19 protein-coding genes, 1 tRNA gene and 1 pseudogene are annotated in these 20,120 nt (G+C 42.7%); 13 read left to right on the plus strand and 8 right to left on the minus strand.

Going from position 1 to position 20,120, the window contains the following annotated elements; all coding sequences use genetic code 11:
• Window positions 1-8: 8 nt before the first annotated feature.
• The 5 genes from NBH15_RS00805 (at window position 9) to NBH15_RS00825 (ending at window position 4,704) form a co-directional block, all read left to right on the plus strand.
• Window positions 9-737, plus strand: a complete 729-nt coding sequence (locus NBH15_RS00805) for a tyrosine-protein phosphatase (RefSeq protein WP_007657032.1) — start codon at window positions 9-11, stop codon at window positions 735-737.
• 39 nt (window positions 738-776) lie between these two features.
• Window positions 777-1,064, plus strand: a complete 288-nt coding sequence (locus NBH15_RS00810; RefSeq protein WP_007657030.1) for an HU family DNA-binding protein — start codon at window positions 777-779, stop codon at window positions 1,062-1,064.
• Window positions 1,065-1,494: 430 nt separating this feature from the next.
• Entirely contained in the window at window positions 1,495-2,073 is a 579-nt protein-coding gene (locus NBH15_RS00815) for a DUF3575 domain-containing protein (protein ID WP_250821768.1), read from the plus strand.
• 13 nt (window positions 2,074-2,086) lie between these two features.
• Window positions 2,087-3,097 carry a DUF3868 domain-containing protein gene (locus NBH15_RS00820; RefSeq protein ID WP_250821769.1) on the plus strand — a complete coding sequence of 337 codons (1,011 nt, stop codon included), beginning with the start codon at window positions 2,087-2,089 and terminating at the stop codon, window positions 3,095-3,097.
• Between the two features lie 38 nt (window positions 3,098-3,135).
• A complete protein-coding gene (locus NBH15_RS00825; RefSeq protein WP_250821770.1) occupies window positions 3,136-4,704 on the plus strand; it encodes an Mfa1 family fimbria major subunit in 1,569 nt (522 codons plus the stop codon).
• 100 nt (window positions 4,705-4,804) lie between these two features.
• Here NBH15_RS00825 and NBH15_RS00830 read toward each other — a convergent pair whose 3' ends face one another.
• A complete protein-coding gene (locus NBH15_RS00830; RefSeq protein WP_007657016.1) occupies window positions 4,805-5,731 on the minus strand; it encodes a magnesium transporter CorA family protein in 927 nt (308 codons plus the stop codon).
• A 486-nt stretch (window positions 5,732-6,217) separates the two neighbouring features.
• Between NBH15_RS00830 and NBH15_RS00835 the strand changes: the two genes are divergently transcribed.
• From NBH15_RS00835 to dnaB, 3 genes are all read left to right on the plus strand, one after another.
• A complete protein-coding gene (locus NBH15_RS00835) occupies window positions 6,218-6,694 on the plus strand; it encodes a hypothetical protein (RefSeq protein WP_250821771.1) in 477 nt (158 codons plus the stop codon).
• 6 nt (window positions 6,695-6,700) lie between these two features.
• Window positions 6,701-7,297: a DUF4251 domain-containing protein gene (locus NBH15_RS00840; protein ID WP_250821772.1), complete on the plus strand. Its 597-nt coding sequence runs from the start codon at window positions 6,701-6,703 to the stop codon at window positions 7,295-7,297.
• Window positions 7,298-7,530: 233 nt separating this feature from the next.
• Window positions 7,531-9,060, plus strand: a complete 1,530-nt coding sequence (gene dnaB / locus NBH15_RS00845) for a replicative DNA helicase (protein WP_250821773.1) — start codon at window positions 7,531-7,533, stop codon at window positions 9,058-9,060.
• A 116-nt stretch (window positions 9,061-9,176) separates the two neighbouring features.
• Here dnaB and NBH15_RS00850 read toward each other — a convergent pair whose 3' ends face one another.
• From NBH15_RS00850 to ettA, 3 genes are all read right to left on the minus strand, one after another.
• On the minus strand, window positions 9,177-10,616 hold the full coding sequence (locus tag NBH15_RS00850; protein ID WP_244051027.1) for a mechanosensitive ion channel family protein: 1,440 nt from the start codon (window positions 10,614-10,616) through the stop codon (window positions 9,177-9,179).
• Between the two features lie 138 nt (window positions 10,617-10,754).
• The gene (locus NBH15_RS00855; RefSeq protein ID WP_044214392.1) at window positions 10,755-11,408 is read right to left on the minus strand and encodes a 3-keto-disaccharide hydrolase; all 654 of its coding nucleotides are present in this window, start codon (window positions 11,406-11,408) and stop codon (window positions 10,755-10,757) included.
• 34 nt (window positions 11,409-11,442) lie between these two features.
• Window positions 11,443-13,131 carry an energy-dependent translational throttle protein EttA gene (gene ettA, locus NBH15_RS00860; protein ID WP_250821774.1) on the minus strand — a complete coding sequence of 563 codons (1,689 nt, stop codon included), beginning with the start codon at window positions 13,129-13,131 and terminating at the stop codon, window positions 11,443-11,445.
• 339 nt (window positions 13,132-13,470) lie between these two features.
• On the opposite strand from ettA, the gene NBH15_RS00865 reads away from it, so the two are divergent.
• Both NBH15_RS00865 and NBH15_RS29475 read left to right on the plus strand, forming a co-directional pair.
• Window positions 13,471-13,543 (plus strand) — tRNA-Lys (locus NBH15_RS00865).
• A 370-nt stretch (window positions 13,544-13,913) separates the two neighbouring features.
• Complete coding sequence (locus NBH15_RS29475; RefSeq protein WP_443146931.1) at window positions 13,914-14,123, plus strand: hypothetical protein; 210 nt, start codon at window positions 13,914-13,916, stop codon at window positions 14,121-14,123.
• A 506-nt stretch (window positions 14,124-14,629) separates the two neighbouring features.
• Here NBH15_RS29475 and NBH15_RS29190 read toward each other — a convergent pair.
• The gene (locus NBH15_RS29190) at window positions 14,630-14,761 is read right to left on the minus strand and encodes a hypothetical protein (RefSeq protein WP_255420003.1); all 132 of its coding nucleotides are present in this window, start codon (window positions 14,759-14,761) and stop codon (window positions 14,630-14,632) included.
• 161 nt (window positions 14,762-14,922) lie between these two features.
• On the opposite strand from NBH15_RS29190, the gene NBH15_RS00875 reads away from it, so the two are divergent.
• The gene (locus NBH15_RS00875; protein ID WP_010803027.1) at window positions 14,923-15,141 is read left to right on the plus strand and encodes a hypothetical protein; all 219 of its coding nucleotides are present in this window, start codon (window positions 14,923-14,925) and stop codon (window positions 15,139-15,141) included.
• Between the two features lie 55 nt (window positions 15,142-15,196).
• Here NBH15_RS00875 and NBH15_RS00880 read toward each other — a convergent pair whose 3' ends face one another.
• Both NBH15_RS00880 and NBH15_RS00885 read right to left on the minus strand, forming a co-directional pair.
• Window positions 15,197-15,778 carry a CatB-related O-acetyltransferase gene (locus NBH15_RS00880; protein WP_250821775.1) on the minus strand — a complete coding sequence of 194 codons (582 nt, stop codon included), beginning with the start codon at window positions 15,776-15,778 and terminating at the stop codon, window positions 15,197-15,199.
• A pseudogene (locus NBH15_RS00885) lies at window positions 15,775-16,948 on the minus strand (6-bladed beta-propeller). Before NBH15_RS00885 ends, NBH15_RS00880 begins: the two are co-directional and overlap by 4 nt.
• A gap of 396 nt (window positions 16,949-17,344) precedes the next feature.
• Here NBH15_RS00885 and NBH15_RS00890 point away from each other — a divergent pair.
• Both NBH15_RS00890 and NBH15_RS00895 read left to right on the plus strand, forming a co-directional pair.
• Window positions 17,345-18,151, plus strand: coding sequence for a helix-turn-helix domain-containing protein (locus NBH15_RS00890; RefSeq protein ID WP_250821776.1), 807 nt, complete (start codon window positions 17,345-17,347; stop codon window positions 18,149-18,151).
• A 10-nt stretch (window positions 18,152-18,161) separates the two neighbouring features.
• Window positions 18,162-19,016, plus strand: a complete 855-nt coding sequence (locus NBH15_RS00895) for an AraC family transcriptional regulator (protein ID WP_007656956.1) — start codon at window positions 18,162-18,164, stop codon at window positions 19,014-19,016.
• A 38-nt stretch (window positions 19,017-19,054) separates the two neighbouring features.
• On the opposite strand, the gene NBH15_RS00900 is transcribed toward NBH15_RS00895, so the two are convergent.
• On the minus strand, window positions 19,055-20,110 hold the full coding sequence (locus tag NBH15_RS00900) for a Gfo/Idh/MocA family oxidoreductase (RefSeq protein ID WP_250821777.1): 1,056 nt from the start codon (window positions 20,108-20,110) through the stop codon (window positions 19,055-19,057).
• Between the last annotated feature and the right edge of the window lie 10 nt (window positions 20,111-20,120).

Consider the following 20,120-nt stretch of genomic DNA (forward strand, 5'->3'; position numbering starts at 1 on the left):
TTTCCAATATGCTGACCTGGTTTAGCTCAAAGAAAAACATAATCCGTACCACATTGCTTGAAGGAATGACAGATGTGCATGCGCATCTGCTTCCTAATGTGGACGGTGGATCGGAGTCGTTGATGGACTCGATCGCTGCATTAGAGAGAATGAAGGAAGTCGGTGTGAAACGGATATTTCTGACTCCCCATATTATGGCGGAGTTTCCTAATAATACACCGGAACTCCTGTGTGCAAAGTATGCTATTTTGAAGGAATGTTGTCCTCCGGAAATAGAGTTACACCTGGCTGCCGAGTATATGCTGGACGATGGTTTTGAGGCATATATGAAGGGAATGTTATTTACACTTCCCGGCAGGCAGGTCTTGGTTGAGACTTCCTGTTTGTCGGCTCACGACAAATTTCTGACAATCCTGTTCGACCTGGCATTGGATGGTTATACGCCTGTTATCGCTCATCCGGAGCGATATGGGTATATGAAACAGGAGGACTATTCTTATTTGAAAAGTAAAGGGTATAGATTTCAACTGAACCTGTTTTCTTTAGCCGGCTTACAGGGTAAACAGGTCCGGCAGGTAGCGGAGCATTTGCTCCGTGAAGGGTATTATGATTATGTCGGTACCGATTTTCATAAACTAAGTGAGTATGAGAAAGGGTTGAGGACTTTACGCTTGTCTGGGGAACAGGTCCGGTTGGTACGCAAATTATTAGATAACAATGAAATGCTTTTGAAATAACAGATTAAACATAACAAACAATTAAAAATCGTAAAAGATATGATGAACAAAAGAGAGTTGATATACTCCATTGCAGAACAGACAGGGTACACGCAAAGTGCTGTACGAAAGGTATTGAATACATTTATCGATACTGTATTTAATGAAGTAAAATCAGAGAACAAGGTGAGGATAGGAGGGCTTGGTGTTTTTTCTCCCGTGCTCCAGAAGTCCCGCCCTGTTCGTAATCCGCAAACAATGGAACCAATTATGCTTGCTCCGAGAACAACAATAAAATTCCGGACAGCAGACGATTTGGTCCGTAAACTGAATAATCAGGAAAAATAGCGGTATAGGTTTTATTCGTGTTCAATATTTAACTCTGTATTTCCCGGTTTCAACTAAAAATAATACCGGGAAATACGGAGTTTTTTATGAAATATTCATAAGGTTATAAAGCAATGACTAAAAAAAACGATCGTTTTTTTTAGTCATTTATTTTGTGCAAATATATTTTATATTAAATGAAAAACAAAGCATTTTTAATCTTTTTATTTCGCTGTATTACAGATAGATAAATGTAGTTTTTCAAGAAGTTGCAATAATCATCATATATTGAATTTTACTCTCGAAATAGTGACTAGAAAAAACGATCCTTTATTCTAGTCATTATTTTTTTGTGAAAATGTAAAAAGTGAAGAATATATGGTGTTAATTATTTACGATGATATTTGTTATGCAAGAAAAAAGAAATTATAAAGTTGCTTTTTGTAACATTATGAATTATTGCAATAAAGGTATTTTATTGTTTTATAAGCCTAAGTGCCTTTTGTTTATTGTTTTGATTATTAGTGTATTGCAAAAAATGAATTGTCAGAATATAGCAGTGAAAAGTAATGTTCTCTATGATTTGACGTCATCTTTGAATATCGGTGGGGAGATAAAATGTAATGATACCTATTCTATCAGTTCGATTATAAGTTATAATCCGTGGACTTTTGCTGATAACAGAAAGATGAAGCATCTTCTTATACAGCCGGAGCTCAGGAAATGGTTTGGCGATGTTTTTCAGGGAAGTTTTGTCGGTATACAGGCTCATTATGCTCGTTTTAATGTCGGAGGGATATTGTCCGATTATCGTTTTCAAGGAAATCTGGTTGGTGGCGGGGTTTCTTACGGATATCAATGGATGATAAGTCCGTTGTGGAATCTGGAGGCCAGCATTGCGTTTGGATATGCTTATTTGAGTTATGATAAGTACGGGCGGAAGGAGGGGGCATCTCTGATAGAAAAAGCGCATACTAATTATGTCGGTCCGACTCAGTTAGGTTTCTCTTTAATCTACTTTATACAATAAAAAAACGATAAATATGAAAATCAATTTGCTCGTGTTATTGGGCTTATTCTTTATTAGCAATTCTTTATCTGCAAAAGATATCGATGTGGAGATAAAATCGCAATCCTGTTTTGTGGAAGGGGATTCGTTAATGGTGTCGATAAAGTACATGGTCAATGCACATGATTTTGCATCAGACGAAGCCCTGACGCTTATTCCGGTTATTAAAGAAAACAGACAGGAAAAAGAGTTGCCTCCGGTTTTATTAAATGGTAAAAAAAGACATCGTACTTATGAACGGAACCGGGTTTTAAATAAGAGAAAAGGAATTAAAGGAGATGACTTTTTTCTTGTAAAGGAACTGTCGGAAAAAGAACCTTGTGAAATAGTCTATACTACTTCTGTTATTGCGGAGAACTGGATGCGTAAACCTGAGTTGTTTTTGAAAATGAACCGGTTGACTCATTCCGGGGAGAATGTTAGGGAAGAGGTTCGTTTGACGAAATCCGGTTTGTCTCCGGATAGCGGGAAACCGCTTGTTGTGGAGGAGACCGTATCTTCGTCGACAGTGTCCGGCCTGTCAGGATTAAAGGCATCTTATATTTCTCCAGAGAGCGATGCAACGGATATACGTAATCAGAAAGAGCTGAATTTTAATCTGGAGGAAGCCCGTGTAGTGGCTGAAATGAACCCTCAGATGCTCTCTTTGCGTGAGCTGTATATGGTTGCATTAAGCTATAAAAATGAACGGGAACAGTTTTATAAGATGATCGAAACAAGCGTCAGGATTTATCCGGCTCATCCGGTAGCCAACCAGAATGTGGCAGCGGCAGCCATCGAACAGGGAAACTGGCAGGCTGCCGGACAATATCTGCAAATGGCACCTCATGAAACGTTGGCCTATAAGAACTGTAAGGGGGTATATGAGTTAATGACCGGAAATTTGTATGAGGGTATCCGTTTGCTGAAGTCTGCAAAAGCGGAAGGCTCGGAAGAGGCCGGCATGAATCTGACATTATTTTTTGAGAATAATAAACGTCATTGAGTTAGTCTGGAATATTATTTACTAAATACTTTTATCGTATGAAAAACAAACTTTTTGTAAAATCAGTATGGCTGTTATGCCTGGCTTTGGGGCTGGCCGGATGCATTAATGATGCAGATGTTTTGCCGGAAGATAATTCCGGTTTTGTGGATGGAGGAGAAGGAAATGTTCGTTTTGCTTTTGTTGTGCCCAACAGTTCTTCAACTAAAGCCGGAGATGCCGAAACTTCGGGTATTTATGAAACCGGAAATGCGAACGAATATAATGTGAAGTCGCTTAATGTCTATCTGTTTAATTCAGATACGAAGGCTTTATATAAAAAGATTCGGCTGGAAAATATAACACGTACGGCCGGTCCGCAATTACCGGAAAATAGCTCATCCGGAAATCAAAACGAGCATGTGGTGAAATATACGGCCAACCGGGTGTTGATAGACCCGGGTACGTATGATATCTTTACGATTGCCAATGGAGATGTTACGGGTTCTTTCAGTACGGAAAATGAGTTTATAAACCTGGTGGATAGGTCTACTTATAAGGATGGTTTCGGAGTCTTGACCGAAGACGGCACATTGCAGATGACAAACCGTGCCGATAACAGCGGTTTGTATGATGGTACGACCGATTCAAATCTGAAAGTGACAGTTCGTGAGATTTTACCGTCGGAGGAACCGGATATCGTGACTATCAATCTGGAACGTGTGATGGCTAAAGTTCTGGTCGGGCAGTCGAAAGAGGATTATAGCCTGGTTGATGGAAATGGAAAAGAGTATGTTTCCATCAGTCTGACCGGATTCCAGTATATCAATTTGAGCCGATGGTTCTATACGTTTCGTCATACGGCGGTGCTGACAGCAAATAATGCTCCTTCTTCCTATACTATTGCTAATGGAAATTTCGGAGAGATAAATGCGAATAACGGTTATGTGATCGACCCTTATTTCTTTTCGAAAACGGTAGACGGAGCGAAAGGGTTTGATAATCCGGATAGTTATTATGCTTATCCATTGACCTCTGTGGCTGAAAGCTGGCAGTCGGTTCCGGTTGATGCGTTCCACGGTTTTTATTGTCTGGAGAATTGCATGTTTAAAACGGCACAGTTGAATGCTTATTCGACCGGGGTACGGTTTAAGGCAAGCTTTGTTCCCGGTACGCTTTGGGGAGAGGGTAAAGAAGCAACTAGTGCAAGGCCTGATGTTATTTATTATGCGAACTATAAATTTTATAACAGTATTAAAGCGATGAAAGATGCCGGACTTAAACTGGATGGCATTACGGAAGATTCGACTGATGAAGAGCTGGCAAAGTTCTTTGTGAAACGTTACCGGAAAGATCCGGAAGGTAACAATTATTATTGCTATTATAATTATTGGATCAGGCATCTGGATAATAACAAGGAAAACGAGATGGGAGTTATGGAGTTTGCGATAGTACGAAATAATATTTACCGTTTGTTGGTGACGAATATTTCCGGACTTGGTTCCGGTACACCGGAGATCGATCCGGAAAAACCTGATGAATACGAAGCTTATCTGAAAATGGATTTTAATGTTTTACCCTGGATCGTCCGGAATCAGGGTGGGGACGGAGGCGCAACCCTTAAATAAGTATATCTCGTTTTTCGGGAGAACGATTTGTTTCCCGTCAAAACAAACCCAAAAGTCCCGGATATCCGGGACTTTTTTTGTATGAGTTTTTGTGTAATTATCAGAACCACTTGATCTTTCTGAAAATAAAGAATGCCAAAGCGGATAAGGTGATCGATAAAAGTACGATCGCAATAAGTCCGTGGGGAGCGTCTTCAATATAATTGACCACATTCATTCCGTAGAAGCTGGCAATCAGCGTTGGTACCATCAGAATAATAGAGATGGAGGTCATGCGCTTCATGATGGTATTCACGTTGTTGGAGATGATGGAGGCGAAAGCATCCATCGTTCCGGTAAGGATATCGCTGTAAATGTTCACCGTGAGGTGTGCCTGTTTTAACTCTGTTTCGACATCTTCCAACAGTTCCGCATCCATATACATCGGTTCCTGGAAAATGCTTTGCAGCTTCGAGAGCATCACTTCGTTTCCACGGATGGAAGTGTTGAAGTAAACCATACTTTTCTCCAGTTTCATCAACCGCAGGAGGTCTTCGTTACGGATACTCTTTTCCAGGGCTTTTTCGGCACGTGCCACTTCGTTGTTAATCTGTTTCAGATATTTCAGGAACCAGACGGCCGATGAGTGGATCAGGCGCAGGATCAGGTCGTATTTATGACGTACCACAAGTTCTTTACGCCGGCTGTAACGGATGAAATCAGGCAATAACTCGGTTTTGTGATAACATACCGAGATAATAATCTCATTGTTGGTGATGATGCCGATCGGAACGGTAGTGAAGGGAATACCGCTTTCCTTGCTTTGTACCGGGATACGCAGGATAGTCAGCAGCCAGTTTCCTTCGTATTCGATACGCGGACGTTCGTCGGTATCGGCGATATCGCTCAGGAATGATTCGGGTACGTGAAATTGATTTAAAAGGTATTGGATGTCTTCGGGTGTAGGGCATTCTACGTTTACCCAGCTGTTAGGAAGCCACTGGTCTTTCTCCACAAAACCGGCTTCACAATAAAGAAATGTTTTCATTATTGCCTCCTTTCGTTGTTAACACGAACAGAGGTAATAAGAAACCCCCGTCCGCTAATTTTTACTTGTTAATGTTTCTCGCGGAATACTGTCGTCCATAATTAGTTAATTACTTTTTACGGCTGCAAAGGTAAAAAAAAGGAATGAATACCAAATAAAAATCGTATTTTAGTGTCCGAAATTTAATACGCTATTTTTACGCTAACTGCGTTAGAGGAGGGTAAGGTTGTTTTTATGTCAAAAAGCTACTAATGTATGCATTTATTATTTAATATGCTAATTTAACTGTTGACAATTTATTGACAGTTTATAAGGTATTGATTATTATGGTATTATGTTGTTTTTCTTTGTTTGATATATTTTGTGTCTTAATTGCTTAGTATTCAGCTTTTTATTGATTGTCAACAAATTGTCAACAAAAAATGTGCTATGCTGTTTGGATTTGTAATACATTTGTTTCAACCACTAATAATAAAAAACAAAGTTATGAAAACACAAAGAATTAGATTCATGTTTATTGTTGTTACACTATTTGCTCTGACAACAAGTATTAAATCCCAGTCCATATATCATATGGTCCATTTTGATGTGTCATCTCCAAGTAATGTGTTGGATTTTGATTATACATTTAAAGAGTTTACTAGTATTCAATACAATCTTCCTTTTGCGGATTATTTTGCAATATCTGGGAATCGTCTTGTTTTTAAACTATCGGCTGATAAATTCTTATGGTATTTTGCTAGAAGAGTCGAAGTTACGAATAGGTATAATGATCAGTATGTTGATCTTACATTTTCTCAAATAGATTCAGGTACTATTTGCGGAGATAAATGGACTTCTTATCAAATCGTACGTGATGACGATAATAAAATTACAGACATTAAAGAGGTTGAGAAACAAATTTCAGGCTCGGGGTCATTAGGAAATAAAGAAGGCATAGTTAGAATTTATTACTATAAATAAGTATATATGAAAAGTATATTGTTATGTATCTGTTTACTGGTTTACTGCACATTTCTTTTTGGGCAAGAAAATGTAGGAGGTTCAGAGAAATTGGGACAAGATGTCAATTGTGAACAAATGGTCAAAGAGTTAATAGAAAATGGTACCTGGATTATTAAATTTGATCGTTTAACTGAAGAAAATGATAATAAATTATCTTATAGGGGGCTAGATCAATCTTGTAATTTTATGATAATTGAAGGGAATAAATATATATTTCAAACCATGAAAAACGGGGCACAAATAATGGGGTCACGAACAAAGAAGGAAATATTACAAGTAAATAATGGCTCTTATACTCATCCTTATCCAGGGAATAATGGCATAGGTGGTTTTACTAGTAAAGGACTTATAGTAGATTTAAAAAAGAAAGTGAATAAGAAAGGTTCTATTATACTTACTTTTAGAGCAGGAAATAAATCTGGAAATAAAATATCTATTTATATAAATCCAAAAACAGGACAGGCTAATATTTCCAATCCTTCTTCGTATAGTGCATCCGGAAAAATAGAGCCTTATCGAGAAGGTGATGTTTTAATAGGAACTACAATTAATAGGGATTAAATTAGATGTTGTTTGCGTTTTTTTTATGATGCTTTATCTAAATTGTCGGGTTGTTAGCCAGGTAGAATGCTCTGCCCGGTATTTCTTTGTCTATCATTTTGCGGAATAAAAGTTTGCTAGTATCTTTACACAAATTTTACAAGGAATATATTGAAAGATATAAAAACGCTTTGAAAATCATCTTATGTAAGAGCGTTTTTTATTTTTTTGGTGTCCGAAAATTACAAAATAGAATGGCAGAAGGAACTAAAAATACCGGGAGAGGAAACTCCGGAAGGGGAAAGCAAAAACCTGTGGTCGTGTCTGATATGGGGCGTCTACAACCACAGGCACGCGAGTTGGAAGAGGCCGTTTTAGGTGCCTTGATGCTTGAGAAGGATGCTTATTCGATCATTAGTGAGATATTGAAGCCGGAGTGCTTCTATGAAAAGTCGCACGAGATGATCTATGCAGCTATTGTGGATCTGGCAGCCAGCCAGCGTCCGGTCGATATGCTGACCGTGACGGAACAGCTGAGGAAACGCGGCGAATTGGATCAGGTGGGCGGACCGTTTTATATTTCGCAGCTCACCAGTAAGGTTGCCAGTAGTGCGCATATCGAATATCATGCCCGTATCATCGCCCAGAAATATCTGGCAAGGGAGTTGATCTCTTTTACGGCCATGATACAGGGGAAAGCGTTTGATGAGACGATCGACGTGGAAGACCTGATGCAGGAGGCCGAAGGTAAATTGTTTGAGATTTCGCAACGGAATGTAAAGAAAGACGTGACCCAGATCAATCCGGTTATCAAGGATGCGATGGATATGTTGCAGAAAGCGGCAAACCAGAAAGAAGGTCTGAGCGGTACGCGTACCGGTTTCGATGCGTTGGATAAGATCACTTCGGGGTGGCAAAATTCTGACTTGATCATTATCGCTGCCCGTCCTGCGATGGGTAAGACGGCGTTTGTACTTTCGATGGCGAAGAATATGGCGGTGAACCATAATGTGCCGGTTGCCTTGTTCTCGCTTGAAATGAGTAACGTTCAGTTGGTAAACCGTCTGATCGTGAATGTATGTGAGATACCGGGTGAGAAGATTAAAAGCGGACGCCTGGAAAGCTATGAGTGGGAGCAGCTTGACTTCAAGATTAAGGAATTGTATGATGCTCCGATTTATGTGGATGATACGCCGAGTCTTTCGGTGTTCGAGTTGCGTACAAAGGCACGCCGTCTGGTACGTGAACATGGGGTAAGATGTATTATCATCGACTACCTTCAGTTGATGAATGCAAGTGGTATGAGTTTCGGTAGCCGTGAGCAGGAGGTAAGTACCATCTCCCGTTCGTTGAAAGGGTTGGCGAAGGAACTGAATATCCCGATTATTGCACTTTCGCAGTTGAACCGTGGTGTGGAAAGCCGTCAGGGAGCTGAAGGAAAACGTCCGCAGTTGGCCGACCTTCGTGAATCCGGAGCGATCGAGCAGGATGCGGATATGGTTTGCTTTATCCATCGTCCCGAATATTATAAGATTACGGAAGATGAACGCGGTAACTCGCTGGTCGGTCTGGCGGAGATCATCATTGCCAAGCATCGTAACGGTGCGACGGGTGATGTGCGTCTGCGATTTAAGGGCGATTATGCGAAGTTCATGAATATTGATGAAGATGTGGCTGTACGTGAGTTTTCATCGAATATGAACAGTGACGATTCGTTACCTCCGATACCGCCTGCCGGTGCAGATTTCCTGAACCAGGGCAGTAGTAACGAGGTCCCGTTCTAAATTAGTCGGATATAAGATTATGTGCGGCCTGTTCCCGGATTTGCGAAGGGGACAGGCCGCATGTTTGGCACGGGCTTTGTGGAATGGAAAGAACAACAATTAGAAGGATTGCCGGCTTAATCGGCTGCCGGTTTTTCCTTGGGGATCGTTGAGGCATTTCCGTTCCTGAACGCCGTATAGTGGGGCGACAGGATCTCGACACCGGCCTTATCGAAATAGTCCTGGATGTTCTGATGCAGGTCTGAATAGATGCTTGTCATCTTGTCCGCTTCCTGGATATAAGCGTTGATCTGATAAACGGGGTAGAAGTCGCTCAGGGACGTTTCGAGGACGAAAGGAGCCGGTTCGGGCATCACTCCGGGCGTTGCCTTGGCTGCCTCGATCAGAAGCTGGTGTACCTGACGCCATGGCGTGTCATAGCCGATCGTCACTTCGGAATGGATGATAAGCCCGTAACTTCTGGCCGACGAACTGTAATTGACCGTCTGTGAAGACATAATGAATGAGTTCGGTATCGTTACAATCTCGTTCTTTATCGTGCGGAGGCGGGTGACGAACGCTGTCTTTTCGATTACATTACCCACCGTATCGTTCAGTTTAATCCGGTCACCCTGTTTGAAAGCACGCATATAAGTGATAACGAATCCGGCAATAATATTCCCGATCACCGTGCTCGACCCCAATGAAACGATCAGCCCGACAAAGACCGATACTCCCTGGAACACGCCCGAATTGGCACCCGGCAAATAAGGATAAATCATAGCGATCATAAACGCATACAGCAGGAATCGGACGATATGATAGGTCGGCATCGCCCAATCCGCATAAAAGCCGTTAATCTTCAGCCTTCCCGCATCTATTTCCGTTGCCAGGTAACGGATTCCACGGATAATATATTTTATAGCCAGGCAGATCACGATGATCGTAAACAGGTTGGGGATATAATCCAGAATACCTACCAGGATGCTTTTTACCGGATTCCAGATGTAATAAGCGATTTTGTAGGCGAGCTCTTTAGTCTGCGGGAAGATCGAAAAGAGGATCGGGATCGTCAGCACCAGCAGGATGAAAAGCAGCAGGTAGCGTACGATGCTTGCCATAAAGACCAGTAGTTTGACCTGCTTTTGCGTATCCAGTATCTCGTAGTTCTGGATGGAGATTGGTTTTAACCTGGTATCTTTCAGTTGTTGGATACGTGCTTTTGCTTTTTGGTAGAGCCAGGAAGAAAGGCGGAACAGCAGGTATTGTCCCAGCAGCACCAGCATGAAATAGAGGGCGTGTTTTCCCGTTTCCCACCAATTTTCATGAAGTTTGCTGTCCTTTAGTTTGTCAACCGTTTCCTGGTGCAACGAATCCAGTTTCTGGATCTGTCCGGCTTTCAGTTTGAAGGCGGCGTCTGTCTTTTGTATGGCGGACGAGTCGGTATGTGTCAGGGTCGTATCGGCCGAGAAAATATCCTTGATTACTTTTTGCAGTTGGGCGTTTGCCGTTGTGTGCAGGAATAATAAGAGCAGGAAAATGTATAAAGTTTTGTGCCGTTTCATTTTGACGTTCATTTTTATTGTTGATTTACATACAACAAAAAGAAACGGGATAGGTTAAGTGAAAAAAAATTATAAAAGGCGGCTGCCGGAGATTAGAATCCTCCAGGTAGCCGCCTTCCGTGTTATCAGATAATCTGATTTATTATAATTTTACCAGGGAGTGATCGTCACATTGCGGAACTCCACTTCCTTACCTTCGCTCTGCAAGCCGATATAACCGTCTTTCTGCTTGTTCCATCCGGTGTTCTGATAAACGCCGTTGATATAGACGTTGATCTTTCCGTCTTTCACATAGATGTTGGCCTCGTTCCATTCGCCGGCAGGCTTTTCGCTGCTCGGAGCGTTCTTTTTCACCACTGGGAAACCAGGACGGGGTTCACCTGGCTTGCCCTGGTATTGCATCAGGTCGGAGCCGCCCAGAAGGACAAAGTCACCCGCATTACCCAGCATCAGGTTACATTCTATTCCGTTCGGGAACGGATTCTTCGGATCGGCGATCAGCAGGAAAATACCGCTGTTCGCATTCTGGTCACCGTTCGGCCAGCGCCATTCCACGTGCAGCTTGTAGTTATCGTACTTTTCTTTCGTGTACATATAACCGAAAGGCTGGCCTTTGATCTTGATCACACCGTCGCTTACGGAATAAACCTGTTCGGGCGGAACGGAATTTTTGTCAACGACAAAGTTCCAGTTTGACAGGTCTTTTCCGTTGAACAACTTGGTTGTCTTCTGTGCATTTGCGTCGCTTCCGAAGCACAAAAATGCTGCGGCTATGGCCGCCATGCAGAGCATTCTTTTTTTCATGGTTCTAAATGAATTATGAATAATAAAATAGTAATTAGTCAACAATAAGTTTGCGATAACGTACACGCTTCGGTTCAGTGTCGCCACCCTGCTTGCGTTTGTATTCTTCGTATTCGGAATAAGTACCTTCATAGAAGACCACATTCGAATCGCCTTCGAACGACAGGATATGTGTACAGATACGGTCAAGGAACCAGCGGTCGTGCGAAACGACAACGGCGCATCCGGCGAAGTTCTCCAGACCTTCTTCCAGGGCACGCAGCGTGTTCACGTCGATGTCGTTGGTCGGTTCGTCGAGCAACAGCACATTGGCTTCGGCTTTCAGTGTGATGGCAAGGTGCAGGCGGTTACGTTCTCCACCTGACAAGACGCCGCAAAGTTTTTCCTGGTCGGCTCCTGCAAAGTTGAAACGTGACAGGTAAGCACGCGAGTTGATTTCTTTTCCTCCTACGCGGATAAATTCCTGTCCGCCGGAAACAACCTGGTAGACTGTTTTATTCGGGTCGATGTCTTTATGTGTCTGGTCGGCATAACCTACTTTTACGGTTTCACCCACTTCGAATGTACCTTTGTCGATGCTTTCCATGCCCATGATCATCTTGAATAGTGTTGTTTTACCGGCACCGTTCGGACCGATCACACCCACGATGCCGTTCGGAGGAAGCATGAAGTTCAGGTCGTCGAACAATAGTTTTTCACCGAATGCCTTGGCTACATGTTGCGCTTCGATCACCTTGTTACCCAGACGGGGACCGTTCGGGATAAAGATTTCCAGCTTGGCTTCGCGTTCTTTCTGGTCTTCATTCAGCAAGGCTTCGTAGGAGTTCAGACGAGCTTTACCTTTAGCTTGGCGAGCTTTCGGAGCCATGTTGATCCATTCCAGCTCGCGTTCCAACGTCTTGCGGCGTTTGCTGGCCTGCTTTTCTTCCTGAGCCATTTTCTTAGTCTTCTGATCCAGCCAGGAAGAGTAATTGCCTTTCCAGGGAATACCTTCGCCACGGTCGAGTTCAAGAATCCAACCGGCCACGTGATCGAGGAAGTAACGGTCGTGTGTGATGCAGATCACTGTTCCGGCATACTGCTGCAAATGTTGTTCCAGCCAGTCAATAGACTCGGCATCCAGGTGGTTGGTCGGCTCATCGAGCAGCAACACGTCCGGCTGTTGAAGCAACAGACGGCAAAGAGCTACACGACGGCGCTCACCTCCGGACAGCGTATCCACGATCTGGTCTTCAGGCGGGCAACGCAGGGCATCCATTGCACGCTCCAGGCGGCTGTCGAGGTTCCAGGCGTCGGTTGCGTCGATCTTATCCTGCAATTCGGCCTGACGGGCGATCAGCGCATCCATCTTGTCCGGGTCTTCCAGCACTTCAGGATCACCGAACTTTTCGTTTACCTCTTCGTATTCTTTTAATGTATCAACGATTTCCTGTACTCCTTCCTGTACGATCTCCTTTACGGTTTTGCCTGGTTCCAGTTTCGGGTCCTGTTCCAGATAACCTACCGAATATCCGGGTGAGAAGACCACTTCTCCCTGATATTCCTTTTCAATGCCGGCTATAATCTTCAGCAACGTAGATTTACCGGAACCGTTCAGACCGATGATACCGATCTTGGCTCCATAAAAGAAAGACAGATAAATATTTTTCAGTACTTGTTTCTGCGGCGGGAAAGTCTTGCTCACGCCTACCATCGAGAAAATAATTTTCTTGTCGTCTGCCATATTTTTAAGAATGTATTTTGTAATTTTTTTCCAGGACAAACTTACATAAATATCTTCAGATTCTAAAATCTATGGTGGTATTGTATTCTTCATATACCCTTTCAGCCTTTTTTTGCACCTTTTTAAATGAGTAGTGATACACGATGGCCAGTAACAGTATTAGTCAATGGCGAATATGTGGAGGTGACACCTGAAAAGATCTGGTTCCGGTTATGTACAGTGAGCCAATGTGTTTCGTTTGTTAGATGAAAAAAAATTCAAAAAAGTCATTGGAATATTTGCATAATAAAAAACAACCTTCTATCTTTGCACCCGCATTACAGAAGTAACGCACCGGATGATTCGCTAGCTCAGCAGGTAGAGCACATCCCTTTTAAGGATGGGGTCCTGGGTTCGAACCCCAGGCGGATCACTTTTATAAAATAAACCGCTGTAAACTAGGTGTTTATGGCGGTTTTTTATTTGCCTACTGGCAGAAATACTGGATCATACCGAAATCCTGAGGGAAAAGATTAAAATATTCTTATCTTCGCTTTTTTAAATGTCAGTCGCAATTGGAAGTTAGTGGCAGAAGGCACGCAAATATCGGTTGAGTTTGCGTCTTTTTTAAAAGCATTGGATCGACTCTCGTGCAATAAGCATTAGTTCGTTGGCCGATCATTATGGAATGGAGGCCAAGCAACTTGAATCATAATACAAGAACCATCTGAGTGATTTTAGAAAATGGGAGCAACTTGCTCATGCTCAGGATTGGATTCTATTCGAGAAAAATATAGGACCCTATGTTGGCCTGGATGAAACCCCTCTCTACCGGTGAACTCTATACCATCCTAATCAACAAGGAGGCAAAAGGGAAGAAGGGAACAATAATAGCCATGATCAAAGGGACGTCAGCAGAGAAAGTCTCAAAGGCCCTTCTCAAACTCTCGCGCCGTTGTCGTTTTCAAGTTCGGGAAATTACTCTGGATATGGACCCAATATGGCTCAAATAGCACGTATCTATTTTCCTGCCGCCAAGCAGGTGATTGATCGTTTCTTTTTATTTAGACTAGCTAATATTTATGTATAATCTTTTCCCTCAGGATTTTGGTATGATCCGAGGAAATAATGGGTAGGTATAAAAAAACGAGATGGTCTGCTTTCACAAGCGGGCCATCTCTTATTAACCAAAACCTTAACTATGAAAAAATTTACGTTTTTTACCAGCAAATGTACAATTTATTTTTTAATAACCGCATGGAAATATTATTATTTTTCCTCAAGGTTGCATTTTTAACATTTCTCCTCGTTGCATGTCGATAGACTTGGTCTGAGTATCTATGTGCATAATCCGCGTGTTCGCTATTGGATAACTTGTAGCAGATGGCGGGAGCAATAATGTCTGTTTTGCCAAAAGGAATCACACATGAGGTAGTACCTGGTGTGAATATCCTTTTTTCAGTAGGATATAAATATTGTTTTGAATAGGTGATTCTTTCCTGGTTGGGTTGGAAAATGATCATACTGATACATATTTCATAATCAGGTCCGGTCGTTTTGCCAATGCTGCCGTTATGAACTTCAGGTGTTTACCCAGATTCTTTTGAATATCACCTTTTATAGGTTCAATTTGTGCAATACAGATTCTCATATAATTATTCCATTTTAGTTTTAACAGATTGATTATTTTCTCCGGCTTGTTTGTAGTTTATTTTCCTTGTTTCGTCATCTGAAATGACGTGATTCGTCGAATAAGTCTTTTCCGGGTTGCAATAGAGCCTACTTTTGCATACCAATTTATTATTAATGTGTATGAAAAAGTATATTTTGATTTTCCGGACATCCGTAAGAAATAAACAAGATATAAAGCGTATCGAAACGCTTTTCGTCCAATTCCCCCAAATCGACAAATGGCATGTGGACTTGGAGAATTGGGAGAAGGTATTGAGGATAGAATGCCGGGAAATGATTCCGGCTACCATCCTAAACGCATTACAGACTATCCATATTTATGCGAAGGAGCTGGAATAGCATCTGTCGCAAAAACTATAGGTCGGACAACGAGTCGAGGTTTTTCCCCATGATATCAAGGTAAAGAACGGCGTATCTTTTCGGTGGGCCAGTCCCACCATTGTAATTCCAGCAACCGGGCGATTGTTTCTTCGTCGAAGCGTTTGCGTATTTCCCTGGCCGGCGTTCCGCCTACGATGGTATAAGGAGGGACGTCTTTGGTGACGACTGCCCGTGCTGCTATGACAGCCCCGTCTCCGATATGTACGCCTGCCATGATTACAGCCTCATAACCTATCCATACATCGTTGCCGACGACGATGTCGCCTTTGTTGTCCCAGGCAGAGGCGACGTCTTTTTTATCCAGGTCCCACTCTTCGAAGAATAGGGGAAATGTATAATTAGACAGGGAATCTAATGTATGGTTGGCACTGTTGAAAAGGAATTTCGCTCCACAGGCGATGGAACAAAACTTGCCGATTATCAGTCGGTCTTTATTGATCGGATAATGATATAAAACGTTGTTCTTCTCGAACTGGGTCGGATCGTTGACAAAATCGTTGTATATCGTATAGTCGCCGACAAGGATATTGGGGTTTGTAATGACTGTGTTCAGGTAGATAGTCTGAAAGTCGTTTGTACGTGGATATGTTTTCATTTCTTTTGTTTTACAAGCATAATTACCGGATTATCTTCTTCATCCAACCTCGAGGTTATTTCTTTCAATTTGCCCTCTTTCAGTTGGTCTTTCTTGTAAATCTCAACGAGAGGGGAGGCATTTAGACTGGTGACGTTTTCGATTTCGCGATTAATTGATTTCGCAATTAATTGATTTCGCAATCATAGCCACGGTTCTTTTTTCTGCATAGTCATTATTGTATACGGCAACTTGATACAGGCTTTTTTCTTCCTTGTCGTACACCAGTTCATCCGTATAGAATCCGTTACCCTTTTCAAAATTGAATACATTTTTAACGGTTTCCATAAAATAATAACGGTCGGTATGAATACCCATATAAAGAAAAACTTCGGGCTGCATGTTATGCGCAGAGGGAGTTCTTACGATAAAGGGGGTTAATGTTCCATCCGGTGCGTAGTTATACAATGTGTCGGCTGATGCGTCCATGAGTGTCCATTGACCGTGGCTCAGGCGTATTTGGTAAGAATAACTTGCCACAAAGTTACTCCCATCGGTCACTATCGGTGAGTTAATCGTTTTAAAAGGGATAAAAATCTCCCGTGTGATGCTTCCATCCTGTTTGGATAGAATAACATGGTATGCTTTGCTTCTGTCCTTTCCTTTATTATGATAATCTGACATATCATAGCAAATTAAATTATTTTTGTCGTAATCAAAAACAGATGAAACTTCCCAGTCCAGGTTCAGACACCGTTTGAATTTTCCGTAAAGGTCGTACACCAGGATTTTATTGCCCGGCGACTTTACGAATATTTCGCCATTGCTTTCATCGAGAATAATCTCGTTAATCCTTGTATATTCTTCCGCTCCTGGCCCTTGCCGGTTTATCTTTCTTACTCCTTTGCCTGTTTTTCTGTCAAAAATAAAAATATCCCCGTCGTTATTCCTGTTTGTCACCAGTAAGCATTTTTTTCCTACATCTTTTACCAGACCTTGTGTAAGAAACTCGTCGGTGGTTTCAAGCGCAATGTATTCCACATCCATAAAATCCTGAAGAATCAGTTCCTTTTTAGGATAGCTTTTCGATACGTCGACGGTGATTAAATCATCGGTTGACTGTTTGTTTTCTCCACACCCTGCCAATACCACCAACAGAATGATTGCTAGAATTGTATTCGTTTGTTTCATTGCAACGATCTTTATGTGACAAACATACATAAAATAATCGTTGCATTGTATGCGAACCGAATAAAAATCAAGATAACTCTCTATAACGATTCTTTTTTGTTTAGGATAAAAAGAATGAAAAGAGCTAATGTTTTTTTATTTAGAGGTAGGTGTAAATCGATTTAGACCTACCTCTAAATGAAAATAGACCTACCTCTAAATTTATTTACACCTACCTCTAACAAAAGAATCATTGGATATATGATCAAAAGACTTTTAGGCGATACTGATAAAAGATTTGGTTTGCGGAATATGTCTTATTTTTTTAACTAAAGATAAAATCACCCAACATAATAAACTAAAAGACACCTTTTTATGTTTACCCGGAAATTAAATTACAGACAAAAAGACATGATGATGAAAGCAGAAAGAATCTTACCTGTTGATTTGTATAATTCCGTATCAACACCGGAACTGAAGCTCGAAAGTTCGCTGAGAATCCTATATGTAAAAGAGGGTGAAGACTATAAATTGCTGCCTCTGGACTCGGGTACCCTGGCCGTAATCTGTACCGGAGGAACTTTTACCTGTAAAGCCTTGCACCATACATACGATGTATCGGCCGGACAACTTTTACTCGCTGCCAGCGACGACGTGACGGCGGTCGAAGCCTTTCCCAGCACCCGGTTTTCCGGAATAATTGTTTATGTGTCCGAAGAGCTGTTGATTAACCGCCAGCGCCTCGTGTACCGCGATATTCCTTCCGACGAAATCGAGGAGACAAAAATCTATCTGCGCCTTGTCGAATCGCAAATAGAACAGATGAAAGAGATGCGTGCGAAGGTGGTCGAATCTCTCCTGAGAGCTCTGATTATAAATTTACAACAGGGAAAAGCAGTGTCTGACACGCCGAAAACAGAAAATTCACTCTTTTTCCAACGATTTGCGACATTAATTAGTAGATATCACCATTCTCCTGCGTACTTTTACGCAGAGAAATTAGGAATCACTTCGCAAGAATTGAATATCCGATGTAAGCAAGGAGCCGGTATCTCTGCGGCCGAGTGGATTAGTGAGTTCGTATTGCTGGAAGCAAAAGACCTGTTATCGAAAACCCGTCTGCGTCCTTCGCAGATTGCAACGATGCTGGGATTTGCCAACCACGACACTTTCTCACGTTGGTTCCGCAGGCATACGGGGGAGATTCCGACGGAATGGAGATAACACTAAGCATATGAATACGATAGATTTATTATTTGAGAACACAAAGATTAAAGGAAAAGTCATTTTATCAGACTCCTTACATGAAAACAAGGCTTTGCTGAAGGATAAAACCTTGTATAAGTTTATATGGGTTTTGTCCGGTCAACTGGAACTGGATGTCGACCACCAACCGGTCGTATTGAAAGAAGGTCAGTTGCTCACCTTGTCCCATCTGCACCATGTGGACTTTGTACGGGTGGACGGCGAGTATCTGTCTTTGTTGTTCAACAGTAATTTTTATTGTATTTACGGCAACGACCATGAGGTTTCGTGCAACGGGTTGCTGTTTCACGGTTCCTCGCATGTCGTTATCTTTGATTTGTCCGGTGAGGAGCGGCGGAAAATCGCGACGCTGACCGGGATTATGCGTGAAGAATTTGAAAGCCGCGACCATTTGCAGGACGAAATGCTCCGCGTGCTGTTGAAACGCTTTATTATATTATGTACGCGTATCGCAGAAAACAGGCAGGGCGTAAGGAAGGAAAACGGGATGCAGTTTGAGACGATTCGCAAGTTCTATGTCCTGGTCGATACCCATTTCAAAGAAAAGAAACAGGTGCAGGAATATGCCGATATGCTGAATAAGTCGCCCAAGACGCTGGCTAACCTGCTGTCTACCTACCAACAACCTTCGGCCATCCGCGTAATCCACAACCGGGTGCAAGCAGAGGCGGAGCGCCTGCTGCTCTATTCATCCAAAAGCTCCAAAGAGATTGCCCTGATGCTGGGTTTTGAAGACCAGGCCACCTTCAGCCGCTTTTTCAAAAATGCCACCGGATTGAGTACGACTGAGTACCGGAAGAAGAATAAAATCATCAAAGAATAGCGCAATATTTGTTTCTCCCGTTTGCTTATCGGATTGGGTTATAAGTTCTGAACTGATTTTGTCCGGCTGCTTTCCCAGGCCGCTTCAATCAGGCGGATAACGTCTACCACTTCGCGGGCATCGCTTTCTAAAGCGGCTCCGTTACGGACATGCTGGTAAATGTTTTCGTAGAAAGCACCGTAATTGCCCGAGAGGCTCGGATATCGTTCGCGTACATTTATAGTATTCTTTTCGGTATGCAGGAGACCCCAGATGGAGGAATCCTCTTCACCCCAATGAGGGGAGTCGGGCATCAAGCCGTTTGTCAGGTCCTCTTCCTGGCGGTCGAGGCCGTATTTGACGAAAGAGCCTTTCGTGCCGTGCAAGGTGAAACGCGGCTCACGCTCGCACATCAGGTAGCTGGCTTTCAGGGTGATTCTTACCTCAGGGGCTTTGGAGGGTTTCAGGAGATGGATGATGAAATAATCGTCTACCATTCCGTTATCGCGCAAGGTGGCGATGTCGGCAAAGATGGCCTGCGGCATACCGAACAGTTGCACGGCCTGGTCTATTACATGTGCTCCCAGATTGTAAGTCATGCCTCCGCCGGCTTCGCCTGTTTCTTTCCAGGTGCCCTGCTTGATGAAATTGCGGAAACGGGGGAAGGTCAATTCGAACTCGACCAGGCGTCCGAGCAGGTTTTTAGCGAGTATTTCCTTAACGGTCAGGAAATCGCTGTCCCAGCGGCGGTTCTGATAAACACTCAATGTCAATCCTTTTCCGGCGGCGAGGGCGACCAGTTCATTGGCTTCCTCTACCGTTTGGGTGAAAGGTTTTTCTACAATGACATGTTTTCCGGCTTCAAGTGCGCGACGGGCATATTCATAATGGGAACTGTCGGGAGTGTTGACTACGACCAGTTCCAGGCCATCCACTTCCAGCAATTCGTCGAAGCTGCGGACGATGCGGGTTTGCGGATACCGTTCGCAGGCCAGGTTTTTGCTTCGTTCGGTGATAGCCGTCAGTTCGAAATGCGGATTCGTGCTGATAAACGGGGCATGAAATACCTGTCCTGACATTCCGTAGGCGGCTAATCCTGTTTTAATTTTATTCATAACATATAGG

Source organism: Parabacteroides caeci, from assembly GCF_023656795.1.
In the GTDB taxonomy this organism is placed as follows: Bacteria; Bacteroidota; Bacteroidia; order Bacteroidales; family Tannerellaceae; genus Parabacteroides; species Parabacteroides segnis.

Coding starts and splice junctions, on each gene's coding strand:
- NBH15_RS00805 (WP_007657032.1), top strand. CDS start 9: ATGCTGACCTGGTTTAGCTCAAAGAAAAACATAATCCGTACCACATTG.
- NBH15_RS00810 (WP_007657030.1), top strand. CDS start 777: ATGATGAACAAAAGAGAGTTGATATACTCCATTGCAGAACAGACAGGG.
- NBH15_RS00815 (WP_250821768.1), top strand. CDS start 1,495: ATGAATTATTGCAATAAAGGTATTTTATTGTTTTATAAGCCTAAGTGC.
- NBH15_RS00820 (WP_250821769.1), top strand. CDS start 2,087: ATGAAAATCAATTTGCTCGTGTTATTGGGCTTATTCTTTATTAGCAAT.
- NBH15_RS00825 (WP_250821770.1), top strand. CDS start 3,136: ATGAAAAACAAACTTTTTGTAAAATCAGTATGGCTGTTATGCCTGGCT.
- NBH15_RS00830 (WP_007657016.1), bottom strand. CDS start 5,731: ATGAAAACATTTCTTTATTGTGAAGCCGGTTTTGTGGAGAAAGACCAG.
- NBH15_RS00835 (WP_250821771.1), top strand. CDS start 6,218: ATGAAAACACAAAGAATTAGATTCATGTTTATTGTTGTTACACTATTT.
- NBH15_RS00840 (WP_250821772.1), top strand. CDS start 6,701: ATGAAAAGTATATTGTTATGTATCTGTTTACTGGTTTACTGCACATTT.
- dnaB (WP_250821773.1), top strand. CDS start 7,531: ATGGCAGAAGGAACTAAAAATACCGGGAGAGGAAACTCCGGAAGGGGA.
- NBH15_RS00850 (WP_244051027.1), bottom strand. CDS start 10,616: ATGAACGTCAAAATGAAACGGCACAAAACTTTATACATTTTCCTGCTC.
- NBH15_RS00855 (WP_044214392.1), bottom strand. CDS start 11,408: ATGAAAAAAAGAATGCTCTGCATGGCGGCCATAGCCGCAGCATTTTTG.
- ettA (WP_250821774.1), bottom strand. CDS start 13,131: ATGGCAGACGACAAGAAAATTATTTTCTCGATGGTAGGCGTGAGCAAG.
- NBH15_RS29475 (WP_443146931.1), top strand. CDS start 13,914: ATGTTGGCCTGGATGAAACCCCTCTCTACCGGTGAACTCTATACCATC.
- NBH15_RS29190 (WP_255420003.1), bottom strand. CDS start 14,761: ATGAGAATCTGTATTGCACAAATTGAACCTATAAAAGGTGATATTCAA.
- NBH15_RS00875 (WP_010803027.1), top strand. CDS start 14,923: ATGAAAAAGTATATTTTGATTTTCCGGACATCCGTAAGAAATAAACAA.
- NBH15_RS00880 (WP_250821775.1), bottom strand. CDS start 15,778: ATGAAAACATATCCACGTACAAACGACTTTCAGACTATCTACCTGAAC.
- NBH15_RS00890 (WP_250821776.1), top strand. CDS start 17,345: ATGAAAGCAGAAAGAATCTTACCTGTTGATTTGTATAATTCCGTATCA.
- NBH15_RS00895 (WP_007656956.1), top strand. CDS start 18,162: ATGAATACGATAGATTTATTATTTGAGAACACAAAGATTAAAGGAAAA.
- NBH15_RS00900 (WP_250821777.1), bottom strand. CDS start 20,110: ATGAATAAAATTAAAACAGGATTAGCCGCCTACGGAATGTCAGGACAG.